17 protein-coding genes and 1 pseudogene are annotated in these 18,775 nt (G+C 61.5%); 13 read left to right on the top strand and 5 right to left on the bottom strand.

Annotated elements, in window-relative coordinates; all coding sequences use genetic code 11:
• Positions 1-269 precede the first annotated feature (269 nt).
• The 8 genes from pgi (at position 270) to E3O42_RS06765 (ending at position 7,763) form a co-directional block, all read left to right on the top strand.
• Complete coding sequence (gene pgi, locus E3O42_RS06800; protein WP_134453221.1) at positions 270-1,997, top strand: glucose-6-phosphate isomerase; 1,728 nt, start codon at positions 270-272, stop codon at positions 1,995-1,997.
• Positions 1,998-2,137: 140 nt separating this feature from the next.
• Positions 2,138-2,995 (top strand): sorbitol-6-phosphate dehydrogenase subunit, encoded by an 858-nt coding sequence (locus tag E3O42_RS06795; protein ID WP_198414083.1) that lies wholly within the window; start codon positions 2,138-2,140, stop codon positions 2,993-2,995.
• A 22-nt stretch (positions 2,996-3,017) separates the two neighbouring features.
• Positions 3,018-4,952, top strand: a complete 1,935-nt coding sequence (locus tag E3O42_RS06790; RefSeq protein WP_134453220.1) for a BglG family transcription antiterminator — start codon at positions 3,018-3,020, stop codon at positions 4,950-4,952.
• On the top strand, positions 4,949-5,401 hold the full coding sequence (locus E3O42_RS06785; protein WP_134453219.1) for a transcriptional regulator GutM: 453 nt from the start codon (positions 4,949-4,951) through the stop codon (positions 5,399-5,401). The genes E3O42_RS06790 and E3O42_RS06785 overlap by 4 nt, the downstream gene beginning before the upstream one ends.
• Before the next feature lie 3 nt (positions 5,402-5,404).
• Positions 5,405-5,986, top strand: a complete 582-nt coding sequence (gene srlA, locus E3O42_RS06780) for a PTS glucitol/sorbitol transporter subunit IIC (protein WP_134453218.1) — start codon at positions 5,405-5,407, stop codon at positions 5,984-5,986.
• A gap of 11 nt (positions 5,987-5,997) precedes the next feature.
• Positions 5,998-7,029 carry a PTS glucitol/sorbitol transporter subunit IIB gene (srlE, locus tag E3O42_RS06775; RefSeq protein ID WP_134453217.1) on the top strand — a complete coding sequence of 344 codons (1,032 nt, stop codon included), beginning with the start codon at positions 5,998-6,000 and terminating at the stop codon, positions 7,027-7,029.
• A 28-nt stretch (positions 7,030-7,057) separates the two neighbouring features.
• A complete protein-coding gene (locus E3O42_RS06770) occupies positions 7,058-7,492 on the top strand; it encodes a PTS glucitol/sorbitol transporter subunit IIA (protein ID WP_198414081.1) in 435 nt (144 codons plus the stop codon).
• 7 nt (positions 7,493-7,499) lie between these two features.
• Positions 7,500-7,763 (top strand): HPr family phosphocarrier protein, encoded by a 264-nt coding sequence (locus tag E3O42_RS06765; RefSeq protein WP_166787915.1) that lies wholly within the window; start codon positions 7,500-7,502, stop codon positions 7,761-7,763.
• A gap of 33 nt (positions 7,764-7,796) precedes the next feature.
• Here the strand turns inward: E3O42_RS06765 and E3O42_RS06760 are convergent, their stop codons facing one another.
• The gene (locus tag E3O42_RS06760) at positions 7,797-9,227 is read right to left on the bottom strand and encodes a protein kinase domain-containing protein (protein WP_134453215.1); all 1,431 of its coding nucleotides are present in this window, start codon (positions 9,225-9,227) and stop codon (positions 7,797-7,799) included.
• Between the two features lie 411 nt (positions 9,228-9,638).
• Between E3O42_RS06760 and E3O42_RS06755 the strand changes: the two genes are divergently transcribed.
• Positions 9,639-10,076, top strand: a complete 438-nt coding sequence (locus tag E3O42_RS06755) for a VOC family protein (protein ID WP_134453214.1) — start codon at positions 9,639-9,641, stop codon at positions 10,074-10,076.
• 132 nt (positions 10,077-10,208) lie between these two features.
• Positions 10,209-11,282, top strand: a complete 1,074-nt coding sequence (locus E3O42_RS06750) for a DNA polymerase IV (RefSeq protein ID WP_478213362.1) — start codon at positions 10,209-10,211, stop codon at positions 11,280-11,282.
• A gap of 206 nt (positions 11,283-11,488) precedes the next feature.
• Here the strand turns inward: E3O42_RS06750 and E3O42_RS06745 are convergent, their stop codons facing one another.
• Positions 11,489-12,112: a hypothetical protein gene (locus E3O42_RS06745; protein ID WP_134453213.1), complete on the bottom strand. Its 624-nt coding sequence runs from the start codon at positions 12,110-12,112 to the stop codon at positions 11,489-11,491.
• A 352-nt stretch (positions 12,113-12,464) separates the two neighbouring features.
• On the bottom strand, positions 12,465-13,439 hold the full coding sequence (locus E3O42_RS06740) for a helix-turn-helix transcriptional regulator (protein ID WP_134453212.1): 975 nt from the start codon (positions 13,437-13,439) through the stop codon (positions 12,465-12,467).
• 109 nt (positions 13,440-13,548) lie between these two features.
• Between E3O42_RS06740 and E3O42_RS06735 the strand changes: the two genes are divergently transcribed.
• Positions 13,549-14,517 (top strand): alpha/beta fold hydrolase, encoded by a 969-nt coding sequence (locus tag E3O42_RS06735; RefSeq protein ID WP_241984685.1) that lies wholly within the window; start codon positions 13,549-13,551, stop codon positions 14,515-14,517.
• Between the two features lie 687 nt (positions 14,518-15,204).
• Here the strand turns inward: E3O42_RS06735 and E3O42_RS06730 are convergent.
• On the bottom strand, positions 15,205-15,615 hold the full coding sequence (locus E3O42_RS06730) for an ester cyclase (protein ID WP_134453210.1): 411 nt from the start codon (positions 15,613-15,615) through the stop codon (positions 15,205-15,207).
• Positions 15,616-16,010: 395 nt separating this feature from the next.
• Between E3O42_RS06730 and E3O42_RS06725 the strand changes: the two genes are divergently transcribed.
• The gene (locus E3O42_RS06725; RefSeq protein ID WP_134453209.1) at positions 16,011-16,295 is read left to right on the top strand and encodes a hypothetical protein; all 285 of its coding nucleotides are present in this window, start codon (positions 16,011-16,013) and stop codon (positions 16,293-16,295) included.
• Between the two features lie 539 nt (positions 16,296-16,834).
• Complete coding sequence (locus E3O42_RS06715) at positions 16,835-17,461, top strand: HAD family hydrolase (RefSeq protein WP_134453208.1); 627 nt, start codon at positions 16,835-16,837, stop codon at positions 17,459-17,461.
• Between the two features lie 489 nt (positions 17,462-17,950).
• Here the strand turns inward: E3O42_RS06715 and E3O42_RS06710 are convergent.
• A pseudogene (locus E3O42_RS06710) lies at positions 17,951-18,393 on the bottom strand (VOC family protein).
• Between the last annotated feature and the right edge of the window lie 382 nt (positions 18,394-18,775).

Raw genomic sequence — 18,775 nt, 5'->3', positions numbered from 1 at the left:
ATTGCATACGGGCGCGATTAGTCGTAGATGACCGCAATGCCCTGACGCTCCAGCTCAGCAAGGTGATTTTCACGGGCTCCTCACGTCGGGATCGTCTTCGAGGGGGTCCAGCGGTTCCACGATGCAGATGCGCTCGCGGCCCGTGCAGGCCGCCACGGGTGCGTTCCGATGGTGCCGGCACCGCAATAGGCTTGTGAGCGGTCCGCCTCGCTGCGCTGCGGGAGACGCGGGCAATCTTCAGCTTTATATATCGGCATCCAGGAGAACCCATGACCGCATCTGCCCCTGTTGATCCCACGTCGACCGACGCTTGGAAGCAGCTCGCCAGCATCGCCGGCGGCTTTGCGCCTGACCTTCGCGGTTGGTTCGCCAGCGACGCTGGACGAGCCGATCGATACACCTTTCAAGCAGCCGACCTCACGATCGACCTGTCGAAGAACCTCCTGACCGACGAGATCCTGGCCCTGCTCCTGCAGGTCGCGCGGGACATCGACGTCCCGGGCCGGTTCCAAGCCATGATCGCCGGCGAACACATCAACGTCACCGAAGACCGCGCGGTCCTCCACACCGCTTTGCGCCGACCGAAGGACGGCGCGGGCCTCGTGCCGCCGAAGGGCTTCGTGGTTGACGGTCAGGACATTGACGCCGATGTTCACGCCACTCTCGACAAGGTTTACGCGTTCGCCGACAAGGTCCGGTCCGGCCAGTGGACCGGCGTGACCGGCAAGCGCATTCAGACTGTCGTCAACATCGGGATCGGCGGGTCCGACCTCGGCCCCGTCATGGTCTACGAAGCGCTGAAACCGTACGTGCAGGCCGGTCTCGAGGTCCGCTTCGTATCAAACATCGACCCCACCGACGTCTACGAGAAGACGGCGGGCCTGGACCCTGAAACCACCCTTTTCATAGTTGCCTCGAAGACCTTCGGCACCCTCGAGACGCTCACGAACGCCCGCCTGGCACGCGAGTGGCTGTGGAACCAGCTCCTGGGCACCGGCGCGATCAACGACACGGACACCGCCCGCTCCGATGCCGTGGCCAAGCACTTCGTCGCTGTTTCGACAGCTCTCGACAAGGTCGCGGCCTTCGGTATCGACCCCGAGAACGCCTTCGGATTCTGGGACTGGGTTGGCGGTCGTTTCTCGATTGATTCCGCCATTGGCACCTCCGTGGTCATCGCGATCGGCCCCGACAATTGGCGCGAGGTCCTCTCCGGCTTCCACGCGATCGACGAGCACATGCGAACAGCACCCCTCGAGCAAAACGTGCCTGTTCTGATGGGCCTCTTGAACGTCTGGTACTCCAACTTCCTCAAGGCGCAGAGCCACGCTGTGCTGCCGTACGCCCAGTACCTGCACCGCTTTCCGGCCTACCTGCAGCAGCTGACGATGGAATCGAACGGGAAGAGCGTGCGCTGGGACGGCTCACCGGCGACGACCGACACCGGTGAGGTCTTCTGGGGTGAGCCGGGCACCAACGGTCAGCACGCCTTCTACCAGCTCCTTCACCAGGGCACGCGGATGGTTCCGGCAGACTTCATTGCCGTCGCAAATCCTGCCCACGCCCTGAAAGACGAGGCGGGCGACGGCGCCGCTGTCGAGCCGGGTCAGGATGTCCACGCCCTGTTCATGGCGAACTTCTTCGCTCAGACCAAGGCGCTCGCGTTCGGGAAAACTGAAGACGAGGTGCGAGCTGAAGGCACCGATGAGTCCGTCGTGCCGGCCCGGACGTTCCCAGGCAACCGTCCGACAACGTCGATCCTCGCGCCGGCCCTCACGCCGAGCGTGGTCGGTCAGCTCATCGCACTGTACGAGCACATCGTGTTCACTCAAGGCACCATCTGGGGCATTGACTCATTCGACCAGTGGGGCGTCGAGCTCGGAAAGCAGCTCGCGCTCCAGATCACTCCCGCGGTTCAGGGTGACGCTGACGCTTTGCAGTCTCAGGACTCGTCGACCAAGGCGCTGATCGCAAAGTACCTCGACCTGCGTAACTGAGTTACGACAGCGCAAGCGGGTCGTGCGGGCTCTGCCGGCACGACCCGCTTGACGTTTTGTGCGCCCGCAGAGCGCTGCCACAGAGCATTTCAGTTGACAGGAAAAAGGCTGTATTAATTTGTCGCAGCCCCAGCCGTACTGTGAAAACCAAGAAGCAACAAGGTAATCACGCACGGCGATCAACAGGAGATGCAATGCCGGATACATGGCTCGGCCTCGAAGGAAAAGTAGTAATCGTCACGGGCGGCGCATCGGGAATCGGCAAGAACATCAGTCGTGAACTCGTCCGTGTGGGGGCGAAAGTCGCGGTGAGCGACGTCAACGTCGAAACCGGTACCGACCCGGAAACGGGCATCTTCAATGTGAAGTGCGACATCACAAGCTCGACCAGCGTCTCCGACATGGTGCAGGCCGTCGTCACGGAATTTGGACACCTTGATGCGTTGATCAACAACGCCGGCATCAATTTGCCGCGCCTTCTCGTCGACGCCAAAGAAGAACGTCCTGACTACGAGCTCAATGAACAGGATTTCGATCTCATGTTCGGCGTGAACGTGAAGGGCGCATTCCTCTCCACCCAGGCCGCAACGAAGGCCCTGCTGAAAAACGGCGGCGGTACGATCGTGAACATCACCTCCGAAGCTGGCATGGAGGGTTCAACCGGCCAGAGCTGCTACTCGGCAACGAAAAGCGCCCTCAACGGATTCACCAGGTCGTGGGCGAAGGAGCTCGGCGCGCAGAACATCAGGGTCGTCGGCGTCGCTCCCGGAATCAATGAGCCGACGGGGCTGACCTCTCCCGTGTACAACAACGCCCTCGCGTATACCCGTGGCGTACAGCCGGAGCAGCTCGCGACCGACTACTCCAAAGTCATCCCGCTGGGACGGCCCGGAAAGCTGAGTGACATCGCCAATCTCGTGGTGTACCTGGTCTCCGAGCGAGCGTCTTACATCACCGGCACCACAATAAATATCAGCGGAGGAAAGTCCAGAGGCTAACCGCTCTGGACGGAAGGTCAACGTGGACAACCGTCGCAAGCTCAGCAGACCCGCACAAATCATCAGATATCTGGAAACCCGACTGTCGGCGTCCAACGACGCTCTTGCGAGTCACTTCGGCGTCGGGACAAAAACGATCACGAACGATATTCGTGATCTCAACCGGCTCCTCGACTCGTCGGGAACGATCGAGTTGGAGAGCGGTCGCTATCGTTTCCTCATCGTGGATCCGGCCGCATTCGGTTCGGTTCGGGAGCGCATCTTCGAGAGCGTGAATTCGTTCAATCTCCCAGCCAACCGTTATGGGCACATCGTTCGTCGGCTGATCAACCAGACCGCACCGACCCTCATCGATGATCTCGTCGAGGAGATGAGCATCGGTAGGAGCACGGTCGTCGCGGATCTGAGCCGGCTCAACAAGGATCTTTCGCCGTATGCCCTGCAGATATCCGGCATCCCCAATGTGGGCATCGATCTCCTGGGCGATGAACTGCAGATTCGTTTGTTCGTTCTCGAGAACATGTTTGACACGGTTTACTCCGACTACCCGTTGGACGATGACTTCGTCGAGGTCATCGAGGATGCGGCGGCGGCGTATTACCTGGACGCGGAAACGACGGAGTCGTTCAAACGGTGGTTCACGGTGATGATCGATCGCGTCCTGACCGAACGTTCGCTGACCGCTATGCCGAGCAAATACCTGAGCCTGGAGAACACGCCGGCGTTCGGGCTGGCCGACAAGGTTGTCAACGCCATAGGGCGCCGGATTCAGATCGCCATCCCCGCCGAGGAGTCGATTTTTCTGGCGCTGCCAATCGCCGGCATGCGGACCCCGGCGGACGAACGAGGTCGAGAGCAATTCCCATCCACGTCTGAGAATGCGGCCCTGGTTCAGAAGATCCTCGATCAGATCGATTCGGAGATGGACCTGCACGTTCCCGCGGACGCCCTGTTGAAGGAGTTCGTCTATCACATCACCTTCATGCAGAACCGAATGAGGTACCGCGTGCATCTCAAGGATCGCTCACTCCACGACATCGAGATCGAATATCCGGTCGCCTTTCGCATGGCAGAGGTCGCGAAGCGGGTCATCGAGCAGGAGACCGAACTCACCGTCATCGAAGACGAGCTGGGCTTCATCGCGTCCTACTTCCAGGTCTTCCTGGAGGAGAAGAGTGCCCAGAGTGAACCTCGCTACCGGGTCGCGATCGTCGTTGCGTCCGGGCCGGTTTCCGCCCGGCTGATCCAATCCCAGCTCCAGAAATTCATGTCGGAGAGAACCGAGTTTCAGATCCTCTCACTCAATGACGCCGATACCGAAGCTCTTGACCGCTTTGATCTCGTCGTCACGACTCGGTCCGAACTCGTGACCTCGACCAGCATTATCGAGCTAAGCGAGTTCTTCGACAATCGAGAATTCCTGCGCAAACTCAACCAGCTCCGCTACGACAATCAGGTCGACATCCCCGTCGGTGCCGGCGCGAACAGTCTGCTGGTTTCCATTCTTGACCGCTCCCGATTTTTCACCCTCTTCCCGGAGAAGTCCTATCTGGACAACACGATGGTGATGGTCGACCAGCTCGTCGCGGAGGGGGCGCTCGACAGCGGATTTCGAGAACGCCTTCTCGCCCGGGAGGCGCAATCCACCATGGTGCTGGACGAGCGCGTGGCGTTTCCCCACCTGGCGAATGCGCTCGGCACCCGGGTCGTCTTCGCCATGGGAGTCGTGCCCAGAGCCGCGGAGGACACCGGGGTGCGAGTCATTTTGCTGATGGGTCTGCCCGACAAGTCGGACTACGACGACACCATGCTCGTCAAGATCTATGACGAGGTGATCCGGCTTGCCGGCAACCGTTCAGAAATCGACCAGATTTCTCAGCTCTCGACCTATGAGCAGCTCTTCTTTCACATGGCACGAACGCCCCTGCTGTCCCACAAATCTGAGGAGCTGAGATGAATTTCTGGCTGATCTTGATCGCTCTCGGCGTCGCCTATGTGCTGCAAATGGGCCTTGCCCTTTTGCAGATGAAGAGCTTCACCGCCGCCTACAGCGAATTGCGAAGAAAAGGCAAGGTGGCCATCGGCATCAAGAAAGGCGCTTTCTCCTCCGGGGCCATCGTCATGCACTGCGTCGATGACGCGGGCGGCATTCTCGATAGCCGAAGGATCTCCGGAGTCACCGTTTTCTCGAAATTCCGTGTTCTACCGGGGTTCGAGGGCAAGAACATTCGGTCCACGTCCGCAGACGACTGTCGGCGCCAGCCGAAGAGCGTTCGCACGGCAACCGAAAACGCACGTGAAAACTACATCACGATCATGGCAGGGGGGACCGTCCCGCAGCCAGAAAGCCCTTTGGGCCAACTGACGACGAAGACCAAGTCCGTCTTTACAAAGAGAAAGGAGTGAGCTGTGGATATTCTTGGCATTCTCGTGCAAGGCGCACAGCTTTTCATCGGCCTGTTCGAGACCGGAGCAGAGACCTTCATCGGTTGGATGCAGACCATCGTTCCGGTGGTTCTGCTGTTGCTCATCGCAATGAACTCGCTGATCCGGTTGGTCGGTGAGGAGCGCATCAACACCTTTGCCGGCAAGGCCGGCGGCAACCCGCTCATGCGGTACATGGTGCTGCCCTTCCTCGGCTCATTCCTGCTCGCGAACCCGATGGTGCACTCGCTCGGTCGGTTCCTGCCCGAGCGCTACAAGCCGAGCTACTTCGCCAGCGCGGCACACTTCTGCCACACCAGCAACGGAGTCTTCCCGCACATCAACCCGGGCGAACTGTTCATCTGGCTCGGCGTCGCCGCCGGCATCCAGAAGCTCGGCCTGGACGCCGGACCGCTCGCCATCAGGTACCTGCTCGTGGGCCTCGTCCTCAACTTCCTCAGTGGCTGGGTCACCGACCTCACCACCAAGATCGTGTCGAAGCAGCAGGGCGTCACACTCAGCAAGGTCGTCCACACGCAGGACAGCGCCGCTACGGTGCAGGGCTAAGGAGAAGCATCATGGTCGAATATCACGGAGTTGTGGTCAACAAGGGAAGCGGCGGATTCGGCGGCCCGCTCACCATCACCCCCACCGAGAAGAAGAACAAGCTCGTCTACATCACCGGCGGCGGCGCGAAGCCGGACATCGTCGACAAGATCGCCGAGCTCACCGGTGCTGAACCGGTCAATGGGTTCAAGACGTCGGTGCCCGACGACGAGACCTTCGCCGTGGTCATCGACTGCGGAGGAACGCTGCGCTGTGGGATCTATCCCAAGAAGCACATCCCGACGATCAACATCATGCCGACCGGACGCTCTGGCCCGCTGGCGCAGTATATCCACGAGGACATCTACGTCTCCGCTGTAGGACTGAACCAGGTCGTCTGCCTCGTCGCGGTGGGCGCCAATGTCGCTTCGTCGGCATCCGGCCCGACTACGGGGGCGAGCGAGGAACCGGCCGAGCGCACCTACAAGTACTCGACCGACAAGAAGATCTCCGAGACGCTCGCCGCACGGCCCAACCAGTCGTTCGTGCAAAAGATCGGGCTCGGTGCCGGCAAGGTGGTGAACACGTTCTACCAGGCTGCCCGAGACGCGGTGCAGACCATGTTGCACACGATCATCCCATTCATGGCGTTCGTCGCCATGCTGATCGGAATCATTCAAGGCTCCGGCTTCGGGAACTGGTTCTCCGGGTTCCTGGCTCCCCTTGCCGGGAGCGGCCTCGGGCTCATCCTCCTGGGCTTCATCTGTTCCCTGCCGTTCCTCTCACCGCTCCTGGGCCCGGGCGGGGTCATCGGACAGGTCATCGGTACGCTCATCGGTGTCGAGATCGGCAAGGGCAACATCCCGCCGAGTCTCGCGCTGCCGGCCCTGTTCGCCATCAACACCCAGAACGCCTGCGACTTCATTCCCGTCGGGCTGGGACTTGCCGAGGCAGAGCCCGAGACCGTGGAAGTCGGCGTTCCGTCTGTCCTGTACTCCAGGTTCATCACTGGTGCGCCTCGGGTCGCTCTGGCCTGGCTGGCCAGCATCGGACTCTACGTCTAAAGGCCAACCGGTGAGGCTCTCACTCTGAGTGAGCGCCTCACCGATTGTCGCATTGTGCGACGCGCAACACCCTCGATCTTCCGAACGGAAAGAAGCAGTCATGTCAGTCATTTACCAAACCACCGTCGGTGAAATCGGCGACGAGGTCGAATCCTTTCTCGGCGAAGGAATGTTCATTCTCTTCGGCCAGGGGGCCCCGGCGGCTCTGAAGGACTATTGCTATATCGTCGACGTCAATGCGTCGACCGCGGCTATCGAACCCGGCCAGCACCTGAGCCTGGATGAGGAACTGTTCACGATCACCGCGGTAGGGGAAGTTGCCCGGCAGAACCTGGACGGTCTGGGCCACATCACCGTCGTCTTCAACGGCGCCACCGAGGCCCGCATGCACGGCTCGGTCTACGTCGAGGCAGCAACGCCGCCAAAATTGCACGTCGGCAGTGTCATCACCATCCAGGTATAGAGCCGCCGTGTTCAGGGAACAGGCGACCGTGCGGCTTCCGCATGGTGTCCACGCGGCAATCGCACATCGTTTGCACCAGACAGCAAGCCGGTTCAGCAGCAGCGTCTTCCTGAGGCGCGGTGAGGAAATCGCCAGCCTGCGCAGCATTGTGGCCGTACTCGCATTGGGCCTCCATGTCGGTGCCGACATTGAAGTTCTCGCTGACGGCACGGACGAAGTCGATGCAGTGGCCGCGATCGTGGGGATGCTTCGATCCACGAACGCCGCTTGAGACCGTGGTTGCTGCGCCGGGCGGTTCGTCCAATCAGCTCGGAGCCGGAGGAGCGCTCTCCAGCGCGGTCTTGGATCGCCGGCTCTGCAGGCGCAGTTCCATTTCGCTCATGACCATCGCGGCGAGGTCGCTGAGGGTGGCGAGTTCCGCCTCCGACGCCAGGCGCGGTTCGAAGTCGAACACGCACAGCGTGCCGAGGTTGTGTCCGTCGCGCGTGCGCAACGGCACCCCGGCGTAGAACTGAAGGCCGAAATCGCCGGCGACGAGGGGGTTGGCCAGCGTCCGTGGGTCGAACCGGGCATCCTCGACGACCCAGGGCACGTCATCCAGGATGGCCGAAGCGCAGAGCCCGGGGTGCCTGTCAATGTGGTCGATCTCGAGACCATGGTGGGACGTGAACCAGATCCGATCGTGATCGACAATCGTGACGAGCGCGATCGGAACGGAGAACACGCGGGCGGCAATAGCCGTGACGCGGTCGAAGGCCCCGTCGACCGGCGCCTCCGGGAGCCGATAGCGCGCGACCGCGCGCAACCGGGATTCCTCGGTCGACGGCTCGGGATGGGCCACAACATCCCTGTGCCGGCCGGTCTCGGCAGCAATCATCTGGCGAAACGCCACGACCAGATCGTCGATGGAGGGACGGTCCTTCGGGTCGCGAGAGGTCATGGCCGCCAGCAGGGCGCTCCATTCCGGGGTGATGCCCGGCGGAATGTGCGGATCGCTTCGGAGTCGGCCCAGGGCCGACGGGATCGGGTCACCGGGAAACGCGATGGTTCGGGTGAAGCACTCGAGGAGAACGAGCCCCAAAGAGTAGATGTCGCTGGCCGACCCCAGCGTCTGTCCCCGCGCCTGTTCGGGGCTGAGGTAGGCGGCCGTGCCCGTCGTCACGTTGTCCGTGTCGCGACGCTCGATGGCACCGACCAGGGCAATGCCAAAATCGGTCAGCTTCGCCCGGTACCGTGCGCCGCCGTGGCTGTAGCGGACTAGCAGGATGTTGGCCGGCTTGACGTCCCGATGCACGACACCCCGATGGTGAATGTACTGCAGGCCTTCGGCCAGGTCGAAGCCGATTTGCGCTGTCTGACGAGCGGTGAGAGGGCCTCCCTCGAGCTGGACCTTGAGGTCGGCGCCTGTGACGAGCTCCATGACGAAGTAGACACGCGGCCGGGCCGCATCCGTGCGGTCGACGCCCGCATCCAGCAGGGTTACGAGGCTGTGGTGGCTCAGGCCCGCCAGGAGGTTCACCTCGTCTTCCTGGCGACGGACGTCCTTTTCGCTTGTCGCGGACGCCTCGAAGACCTTCACCGCGACGTCGCGACCCAGTGATTCGTCGTGGGCGCGGTAGACAGACCCCGCGCCGCCTCGACCTATCAGTTCCTGCAACCGGTAGCGTCCGCGCAGGCGCGGCGCCCCGGCGTCTGAGGCCTGAGGAGAGCGCCCGGCCAAGGTGATGACGTCCATAGTGAACCTTCGTTTCGTGGCGCCTCCACCACAGGCGGTCCGGCGTATCTACTCATAGACGTTGCTCAAAGCGGATGTGTCACGCCTGACACCGAAGTCACTCGTCAGCGCAAGATTTCGGCGGCCCATTATGGAGGGCTGGAATTACACAGTCCGGCGTACCGCCCGCACCCCAAAGTGATCGACGGCAGCTGGACGTTCCCCAGCGTCACCAGCCACCCAACTACATCGACATAGGAGGCGCGATCGACCCGCCTCACCAAGATGGAGCAATCGGCTTGACCCGTCCAGACGGAGAAACCTCAGGATGTCCCGCAATCTCGGTGCCTCAAAACGTATATATTATGAGGCGAGTAGGGTACGAGGCACTTCGAGTTCGATGCCCGTCATGCAACGCAGATTGCGACCGCCATGTCCATCAAGCTTGAGAATGTCGGCATTGCCGTTCGCGACCTCGAAGCAACGATCTCCTTCTTCACGGACCTCGGTCTCACAGTCGTTGGGCGTGACTCAGTTCGTGGTGAGTGGACCGACACTGCTGTCGGCCTTGACGGCAACCACGCCAACATCTCGATGCTCCAGACGCCAGACGGTCACGGTCACCTTGAGCTCTTCGAGTACATCCATCCCGAAGGGATCGAGTCGGAGCCCACTCGTCCCAATGAGATCGGCATGCACCGCGTCGCCTTCTCCGTCGACAGCATCGACAAGGCCCTTGAGATCGCCGCGACGCACGGGTGCTTTCAGCTTCGCGGTGTCGCGACATATGAAGACGTCTACAAACTCACCTACGTCCGCGGTCCCAGCGGCATCATCGTGATGCTCGCCGAGAAGCTAAAGAAGAACTGACCGGTCGAGGGAACTCTCGTTGTGCCCGATAGGCGCGCGATAGTTCATCGGCCACATGCCCACCAACGGCCTGATTGATCTCAAGCGTGGAGAGCCGATGCTTGCCAGGGGCGTTTGGGGCAGACTGGTGGCGTGAGCGGAATCTGGTGGGTGCTGCACGTCGATCTTGACCAGTTCATCGCGGCGGTCGAAGTGCTCCGGCGGCCGGAGCTTGCGGGCAGGCCGATTATTGTCGGCGGTCGGGGCGACCCCACGGAACGAGCTGTGGTGTCGACCGCATCCTACGAAGCCAGGGCGTTCGGCGTGGGTTCCGGAATGCCCCTACGCATTGCGGCCCGGAAGGTGCCCGACGCCGTGATCCTCCCCGTCGATCAGGAGGCCTACCTCGCGGCGTCAGAAACGGTGATGGCGACCCTGCGTGCGCAGCCCGGCGCCATCGTGCAGGTGCTGGGGTGGGATGAAGCCTTTGTTGGCACTGAGACAGAGAATCCGGAAGCCTACGCCCGTCAGGTGCAGGCCGCTGTTTTGGAGCGTAACCAGCTGCACTGCAGTGTGGGCATCGGCGACACCGTGGTGAGAGCGAAGGTCGCCACCGGTTTTGCAAAGCCGGCCGGAGTCTTCCGTCTAACGGTGGGGAACTGGCTCGACGTGATGGGCAGTCGGCCCACCAGGGATCTGTGGGGCGTGGGAACCAAAGTGTCGGGCCGGCTGACCAAACTCGGCATCAACACCGTCGCCGAGCTCGCCGCGACCGACCCCCAGGACCTGGTCCCGGAGTTCGGACCCAAGATGGGTCCTTGGTACGCGGAGCTCGGACGCGGGTACGGCGCCAGCGTTGTCGACGACACCCCGTGGGTTGCCCGCGGGCATAGCCGAGAGACCACCTTCCAGCGCGACCTGACCGACCCCGCCCAGGTGGACGAGGCCGTGAGGGAGCTGACAGCGCGTGTCCTCGAGGATGTTCTGGCCGAAGGGCGGCCCGTCATCGGGCTGACCCTCAAGGTTCGTTACGCGCCGTTTGTCACCCACACTCGTGCGAGGAAGATCCCCGACACATCCGACACGACCGAAATCCTCGCCCGGGCCTTGGACCTCGCAGCAGGAATCGAAGCGGGCCGTCCGATCCGACTCCTAGGCTTGCGGGCCGAAATGGCAATGCCCGACGACGCCCGGAAGGCACATACGCCGACGCGCGGCGGTTGGTGAGGGTGTCGTTCCCTTCCCTGACAAAATTCCTCAAAGCGGTGGGGCGTGTTTACGCACGCGTATCCACAACGAACAAGACCTGACCGCCCAACAGAAAACCCTTGAACGGCTCGGCGTCCGGAAGCCATTTAGGGGTTGATGTTGCTTCTGTTGTCATAAAACCAACATGTGCGGATTTTGCCGGTTGTGGCTCAGCTGCCGCCCGTTTAGCCGGGATCTTGCTCAGGGTAAGACCTGATGACCAATGGAGTCGGAGGCTGAGAGCCGGTGGGAGCGGGTGACGATGGCACAGTTCCAGCATGCATTCCGCCGGCGAACGAGCTAAATGGGCGTGCCTCTGCGGCGACGATCCACGACTTGCCGGCCTGCGACGCGAGCGCGATCAGCGAAGCAGGGCTCGCCTTTTCCAGCCAGCTGACGATCAGGTACTCCTCGGTCGCTTCCAATACCGCAGCGTAGTCGGCAATGTCTCGACCGCGAGCATGAACACGGATCCGGTAGATGCCGGGGCCGAAGCCGTCAAGCCGTGGCCAGTCCGGCATCGGCATCTCAGAGAACCCGCAGAGAACGAGTGGGCCGTCGTCGACGATGGCCGAGAATTCCGCGATGTCCTGCCACGACTCATCGACTTCTTCCGGTCGACCTGACCGACTCTCGACTGTGACGCCAACAGGTCCGGACCACACCCCCGTATGAAGTTCCGGGTACTCGAACCCCTCCCGGATGAGGCTTGTGCTATCTAAGTTTGGACTGTGAGGGGGCAGAGGCAGTCTGCAGTTCAGGAATTCCACGATATGCGATTCGGCGTGCACCTCAATTCGTTCACTCACCTCTGCCCCTCATTTTCTGCTTGAAACTGCGACGTAGAAGGAGTCGCGGTCGATGATGCTGCTCTGCACGCTGGAAATCAGTCACAGGATGGAAGATTAGCGGACTCGTCCAGCCTTGAGTTCGGCGTCCCTGGCACAACGGAGAGCCTCCGACATCCTCCGGCTCAGAGCCCGCAAGCCGCACCCTACACGGGCATTGGCCCGGAGCCAGGCGATTCTGACGCTGCTGGATCGCGACGTGCCCGTTTGCCTCGACGGATATTTGGCCCGATGACGGGGCGTCATACTCACGAGCTCGAGCACGGCTTCTCGTGTCTTATATCCCTGGCTGAATGGTGTGGTTCCGAGGGGTTCACGCCTCTTGCTCCCGGTCTGTGAGGTGAACGGCGAGCCGCCCCATCGTGTCGGCGAGCTCAGCCGGCTCGATGACTGTCACCGGAGCGGCTAGCGCGATCTCGGCAACCGTCATCGCGAGCCGCCCAATGTCTTCGCTGCGGATCTGGACGACGCAGCGGTCTGCTTCCACCGCTATCAACGTGTGGTCGGCCCACCGGAGAACACCCTCGAGCTCCCCGAATGTTGCGTGGATGACGAGTTTCGCATCGAGGTGGCGAGCTGTGAAGCCGATTGAGTTCAGGACGAAGTCCGCCGCATCTCCGCCCGGAATCTCTCGTGGCGTGAAGTGACTGCCGACCGGCCGCGGTTCCAGCATCCGGTCCAGTCGGAACGTTCGCCAGTCGCCGCGATGTCCGTCCCACGCCACGAGATACCAACGACGTCCGGCCGTTACGAGCTGGTGTGGCTCGACGTGTCGCCTGCTGCTCTCGTCATCGTTTCGCTGGTAGTCGAACCGCACGTGCTCATGGTCGCGACATGCCGCGGCGAACACGCTCAGCGATTCGGGGTGGATGATGTCGTCGTCGATTGCCCGCCGCATCGAGGTGACGCTCGAATGCAGCGCCGAGACACGGCGGCGCAGCCGATGGGGCAGGAGCGTTTCGATTTTCGTCAGCGCGCGCAGTGAAGTCTCTTCAATGCCGCTGATGGCGGCCTCGGCGGCGTAGCGCAATCCAATCGCCACCGCGACTGCCTCGTCGTCGTCGAGGACCAGGGGCGGCACGTGCGTCCCTGTCGCGAGCCGGTAGCCGCCGTACTTCCCCGAGGTGGAATCGACCGGATAACCGAGCTCGCGTAGACGGTCGAGGTCACGGCGCACCGTTCTTTCTGTGACCTCGAGCCGAGCCGCAAGTTCGGCACAGGGCCAGAAACGATGGGTCTGCAGAAGCGACAACAGCTGCAGTGCTCTACCTGTGGGATCGGTTCGCATGACTTCAGCTTGCCAACGATCTAGGACATCCGGTGTCCAGAATGCTCCATAAGGTCTGAGCAACCGCCGATCCATGTACGCGATCGGCACCGATCTCAGAGGAGCATCCGTGTATCCGTTCGATTTTCCCGAATCCACCCGCATTCCCGTCAACGGCATTGAACTCGAAGTCTTCGAGGCAGGACGAGAGAACGCCGGGAACCCCATTGTGTTGTGCCACGGATGGCCCGGGCATGCTTCCGTCTGGCGCCATCAGGTGCCTGCCCTCGTCGCCGCGGGCTACCACGTCATCGTCCCGAACCAACGTGGTTACGGCAACTCCTCGCGGCCGACTGACGTGACCGCCTACGACATCGAGCACCTGTCGGGCGACCTTGTCGCACTTCTTGACCACTACGGATACGACAACGCCACCTTCGTCGGTCACGACTGGGGCGCAAACGTCGTCTGGGGGCTGACCCTGCTGCACCCGGACCGTGTGGACAAGGTAATCAACATGAGCCTGCCCTATCAGGAGCGCGGAGAGATTCCGTGGATCGTGTTTATGGAAGCCGTGCTCGGCGGTGACTTCTACTTTGTCCACTTCAATCGACAGCCCGGCGTTGCGGACGCCGTGTTCGACGAGAACACCTTCCAGTTCCTTCGCAATCTGTACCGCAAGAACGAGCCATCCCGGGAGCCTGAGCCGGGTATGGCGCTGATCGATCTCGCCCGAGCGGAAACACCACTCGGTGATCCCGTCATGAGCGACGACGAACTGGCCGTTCTTGTGTCCGCGTTCGAAACGTCGGGGTTCACAGGTAGCGTGAATTGGTACAGGAACCTTGACCGCAACTGGCACCTTCTGGCCGATATGGACCCGATCATCCACCAGCCCGCGCTCATGATCTATGGCGACCGGGACATGGTCCAGAAATCCGAGAGACTCGCAGAGTTCGTGCCCAAGGTGGAAGTCGTCAATCTGGACTGCGGGCATTGGATCCAGCAAGAGAAGCCGACCGAGCTCAATCACGCGATCTTGAGCTGGCTGCAGCGGCAGGACCACGCACGCACAGAAATAGGTGCAGCCCCGAACTGAACAGGGGCGAGATAAAACGCGACCGTTGGCCTCCGGCAACGCCAGTCAATTTGTGCACGTGCGATGAGACCGGCCAGGAGGAGCGACGCTCGTTGAGGATGGCGTCCAGCTCTTCCGAACGGAATACTGGCCCGCAGCCCACGTGGGGAGCCCCTCGTTGCGGCCCCCGGTTCGGGGCCGCAACGAGACTGCCCGTTTTAACGCCCTCCCGGCTCCGCCGGGGTCGAGATCAGATCCGTGAAGCGACGAGGATACCGGCCAGCCTGACTTCGTGGTCATGTCTCTGCCGGAAACGATCGATTAGCAACAGGTCGACGCGACTAAAATCCACGCTTGAATTTCCGCAGTCATCATCTGTCCAAAAATCTGTGACTGCTAGCGCTTTGTGGCGGCGTTCTGTGATCGCTATTTGGCGCATCGAACTGATTGCCGGCGCCGGTTTAGAGCGAGGTCAGTGTCTTGTATCGCATGGGATATGAGTCACAACGGTTTCGAGACACCGACGGTCCGCGAGAGGCGGATGAGAGCTTCAACCGCGGCAAGTGGCTTTCGCGTCAGGGTCAAAATTCCTGAAACCGCCGGTGTTTGGCTCGCACTTCGGCGATGTCCCAGACCTCACGCTGGCCGCGTTCGGCAAGGTCATCCCCTGGCCTACGCCTTCTGATTAGGGACGCCAGTTCTCGCAGGTTACGGTGCCAAGCCGAGTTGTTCGAGCATGCCCTGTTCGTCGCTGCTGCCCCACCGCTCGACGAGTTTCCCGTTCTCGAACCGGCTGATTTGCACGCCACGAACAGACATCGTTTTCCCGCTAGCGGAGTGGCTCATGAGAGGGCCTTGGTGGGTGCCGGTGAGGGTGTAGGCGAACGCGACGTCAGTATCGTTTGCGACGAGGCGCTCGACTTCGATGTGCAGGTCGGGGAAAGCGGCAATCATCTTGCCATAGAACGCTTTGTAACCTGCCGGGCCAGGGCCTTGACCAGGGGCAGGGTCGTTGTCGACTGCGTCTTCGGCCACGAGGTCGTCGAGAAGGTCAAGTTCTCCGCTGTTTACGGCGTCACCAAACTTCTGCTGGGCCGCGATATTCACTTCTTGACTCATGTGCTTACTCTTTTCTCTGGACACACCATGGATGGGATTGGGGTGACCATACCGCCGTTGACGTTCAACGTTTCGCCGACGACAAGGCGGACTCTGCCACGCGAGCCCGCTGGAGAACTTGTTGATCTCTCTATGGTGCTGGCGTAGTCGACGCGGTCAAGAGCAGGAACAGGCACGTATGCCTCAAGGACGCGGTATTGCCAATCGTGGAACCCGGTGCGGGAGAACGGCTTTGATGCCCAGAAAATGGCAACACGTTGGCTGTGAACGGAGACCAATGACGACGGACGCGTCCGAGCGCACTCCCCTACAAAAGAAATGAGTGACCACAGAGGTCCTCTTACCCGCAGCAGCAGATCATCTATCAGCAGGTCGTCAGGCCGCCCACCAACGGCATGGCCATAACCTCACTTGTTCTCGGCATAGTCGCCATCGTTACTGGGATCTGGATACCGATCCCGATCCTCGAGCTGTTCATGATGTTTTTGGCCTTCCTGCTCGCAGTGCTCGCCGTGATCTTCGGCCACGTTGGATCCCGAACCGCAACCCGCCTCGGCGGCATCGGACGCGACGCCTCACTCACAGGGCTCATTCCGGGGTACGTCACGCTCGGTATCTCCGTGATCACGACAGTCCTATGGATAGCCACCGCAGCGGCAGCATCAACATCAGGCCAATAGCTCCCGGGCCTGCCCGCCCTTACCCCGACACTGTCTTATGTCGGCAACGAGTTTCGAGCACATCGACTCGGCGGAATCCTGCGGGAATCTGATCAGCATCCCGACCTGCTCCATAACGATCGTTTTCGAGCAGGTCGGGAGTGCGATGTGGCTCCCAATGGTTTCCGCCTTGGCATTGTGCTCGAGCTCATTGCCGAAAGCAGAACGCTACAAGGGAGCAAAGTGTGCCAATTTGGGGTACACGCCAGCTTGACGTCAGATTGCGCAGCGAAACTCGTCCAGTTGGAATCGAATTTGCATTTGTTGACACCACTCTTGTCCGGCTCTTGGAGTTCAATCTGACAGATCGGGCGGTGGGCACATGACAGGTCAGCGATTCAGGTACGTGCGCGTGAGCACCCTCGATCAAAGCACGGCCCGACAGCTCGACGGCGTAGAGGTGGGTCGCCTTGTAGCCGCTCAGGAAGAGCGCACTAGACACGTCCAGTAGACCTTCCCTGCCCGGACAGCGGCGCCACCTCCTCCCTTAAGCTGTCCCCATGACGCGACTGGTGTGGGACATGGATGGAACGCTGCTCGATTCCACGGAGGTGGTGCCGGACGCGTTCGTGGAGACAGTCCGCGAGCTCGGGGTCGATGGCGTCGATCGGGAAAAAGTTGTCGCGGCGTACTCGCTGGGTGTGCCTGAGGTGATGCTCCAGCACCTGGTCGGTCGGCCCCTCGAGGATCGCGAGATCGACCTCTACTATGACCGGCTACTCGAAGGCAGTGTCGCGCCCTACGACGGCGTGCTGGAGACACTTGACACGCTTCGGCAGCGCGGACTGCCGGTCGTTATCTTCACGGGCGCCAGCAGTCGTGCGGCACGGACGCTGCTCGCCTCAGCAGGCATCCAGTTCGACATCCTGGTCGGCGGCGATCACGTCGCGCGCCCGAAGCCCGCTCCCGATGGCGTCCTGGAAGCTGCGAAACGATTGTCGGTCGCACCAGAAGACGTCGTCTACATCGGCGATGCACCCACCGATCTCCAAGCCGCCCGGTCCGCCGGCGCGCGCGGCGCGGCAGCCACATGGGGGCACCTGTATCAACGGGACGCTCCCGCCGACATTCGTCTGCGTGCGCCACACGATGCCCTGGCGCTGCTCGCCACTCACGACGCCACTTAGAACAAGCACCAACTCGGGCAAGCGGTCCGGTCGAGGATCCGCTCGCGGGACGAGTGTTCAACATGGGGCCACGCCAGCGTCTCACCGTGAACGACGCCCCTGGGCAGCATGTGGTAGGACTATCGATGTTGGTCACAATCCGAGCTGCGGAACCGGGCGAAGCCGGCGCCCTGTCTGACTTAGCTCGCAGGGCCTACGTGTAGTACGCCCACCGCATGGGCACCAAACCAGTCCCGATACTGGCGGACTACGGCTCCCTCGTCGCGGCAGCACCGAGAACGTGCGCGCCCATGTGAGCGACGCTCGCAGCTTGTCCGGCAGCCCGAGCGGCCGCCGCTGCGGCCCGCCGCAGTCGATCTAAACAGCGAGCTGAAAATCGAGACCCACAAGAACCAAAGCGGCGTTCAAGATTAACGTCACTATGAGCCCAGCGGGCAGACTTGAAGCCCTGGGGCCTAGCACCACACGCTGAACTGTGCCGATCGGTCCTCAGTTTTTCTTGAGTTCCTCGGCGAGCATCACGATGATGCCGCTGGGACCGCGGACGTAGGTGAGCTTGTAGACGTCCCTATAGGTCGCCACGCCACGCCCCGAAGCGGACGGCAGCCGTGCCTCGCGGCTATCTCCAAGGCTTTGTCCATGTCGTCGACTGAGAACGCGACGCGGTGCATGCCAATCTCATTTGGACGAGTGGGCTCCGACTCGATCGCCTCGGGGTGAATGTACTCGAAGAGCTCAAGGCGACCGTGACCGTCTGGCGTTTGGAGCATCGCTATGTTGGTGTGATTGCCGTCAAGGCCGACGGCGGTGTCGGTCCACTCGCCACTGACCGTGTCACGGCCGACAACCGTGAGACCGAGGTCAGTGAAAAAAGAAATGGTAGCTTCGAGGTCGCGAACGGCTATACCGACATTCTCAAATTTGATGGCCATGCGTTGTACGTTACCGAGCCGAGTCGTATAGCTCCAGTAGCGGCAGGAACCCGATCGAACAAGCCCCGGGCAACCAGGATGCTCGAACGAATGGCAACGAAGGAACTTTTGACCTGTCTCAGTAGCCGGTCGGCCACCCTACCGAGATTGTCGGCCCATTAAACAATGTCCGGGCCGCACTGTTCGATTCCAAATGCCCCAAGTACCGTGGTCTCTTGAGCGTTTCGACGCGACCGGCACAGCGGAATCGTCAGAGTGGTTCATGACGTTGATGTCTCGTATCCCATGGGCGGCTTCAAGGGGTCGTAGCAACACCGTATGAGTGAGGTGTTGTTGATGGCGTCGAGAGTGGTGTTGAAGGATCGCGAGAACTTGTTCTGGG

It is taken from the genome of Cryobacterium adonitolivorans, from assembly GCF_004402695.1.
Classification (GTDB): domain Bacteria; phylum Actinomycetota; class Actinomycetes; order Actinomycetales; family Microbacteriaceae; genus Cryobacterium; species Cryobacterium adonitolivorans.
Note: the sequence above shows the minus strand (reverse complement) of the source record. Positions and strands in the feature narration are given on the sequence as shown.

Bases quoted from the DNA above. Each gene is read 5' to 3' on its own strand.
- E3O42_RS06715 (WP_134453208.1), top strand. From the start codon at position 16,835: ATGACGCGACTGGTGTGGGACATGGATGGAACGCTGCTCGATTCCACG.
- srlE (WP_134453217.1), top strand. From the start codon at position 5,998: ATGGTCGAATATCACGGAGTTGTGGTCAACAAGGGAAGCGGCGGATTC.
- E3O42_RS06725 (WP_134453209.1), top strand. From the start codon at position 16,011: ATGGCCATAACCTCACTTGTTCTCGGCATAGTCGCCATCGTTACTGGG.
- pgi (WP_134453221.1), top strand. From the start codon at position 270: ATGACCGCATCTGCCCCTGTTGATCCCACGTCGACCGACGCTTGGAAG.
- E3O42_RS06755 (WP_134453214.1), top strand. From the start codon at position 9,639: ATGTCCATCAAGCTTGAGAATGTCGGCATTGCCGTTCGCGACCTCGAA.
- E3O42_RS06785 (WP_134453219.1), top strand. From the start codon at position 4,949: ATGAATTTCTGGCTGATCTTGATCGCTCTCGGCGTCGCCTATGTGCTG.
- E3O42_RS06760 (WP_134453215.1), bottom strand. From the start codon at position 9,227: ATGGACGTCATCACCTTGGCCGGGCGCTCTCCTCAGGCCTCAGACGCC.
- E3O42_RS06740 (WP_134453212.1), bottom strand. From the start codon at position 13,439: ATGCGAACCGATCCCACAGGTAGAGCACTGCAGCTGTTGTCGCTTCTG.
- E3O42_RS06730 (WP_134453210.1), bottom strand. From the start codon at position 15,615: ATGAGTCAAGAAGTGAATATCGCGGCCCAGCAGAAGTTTGGTGACGCC.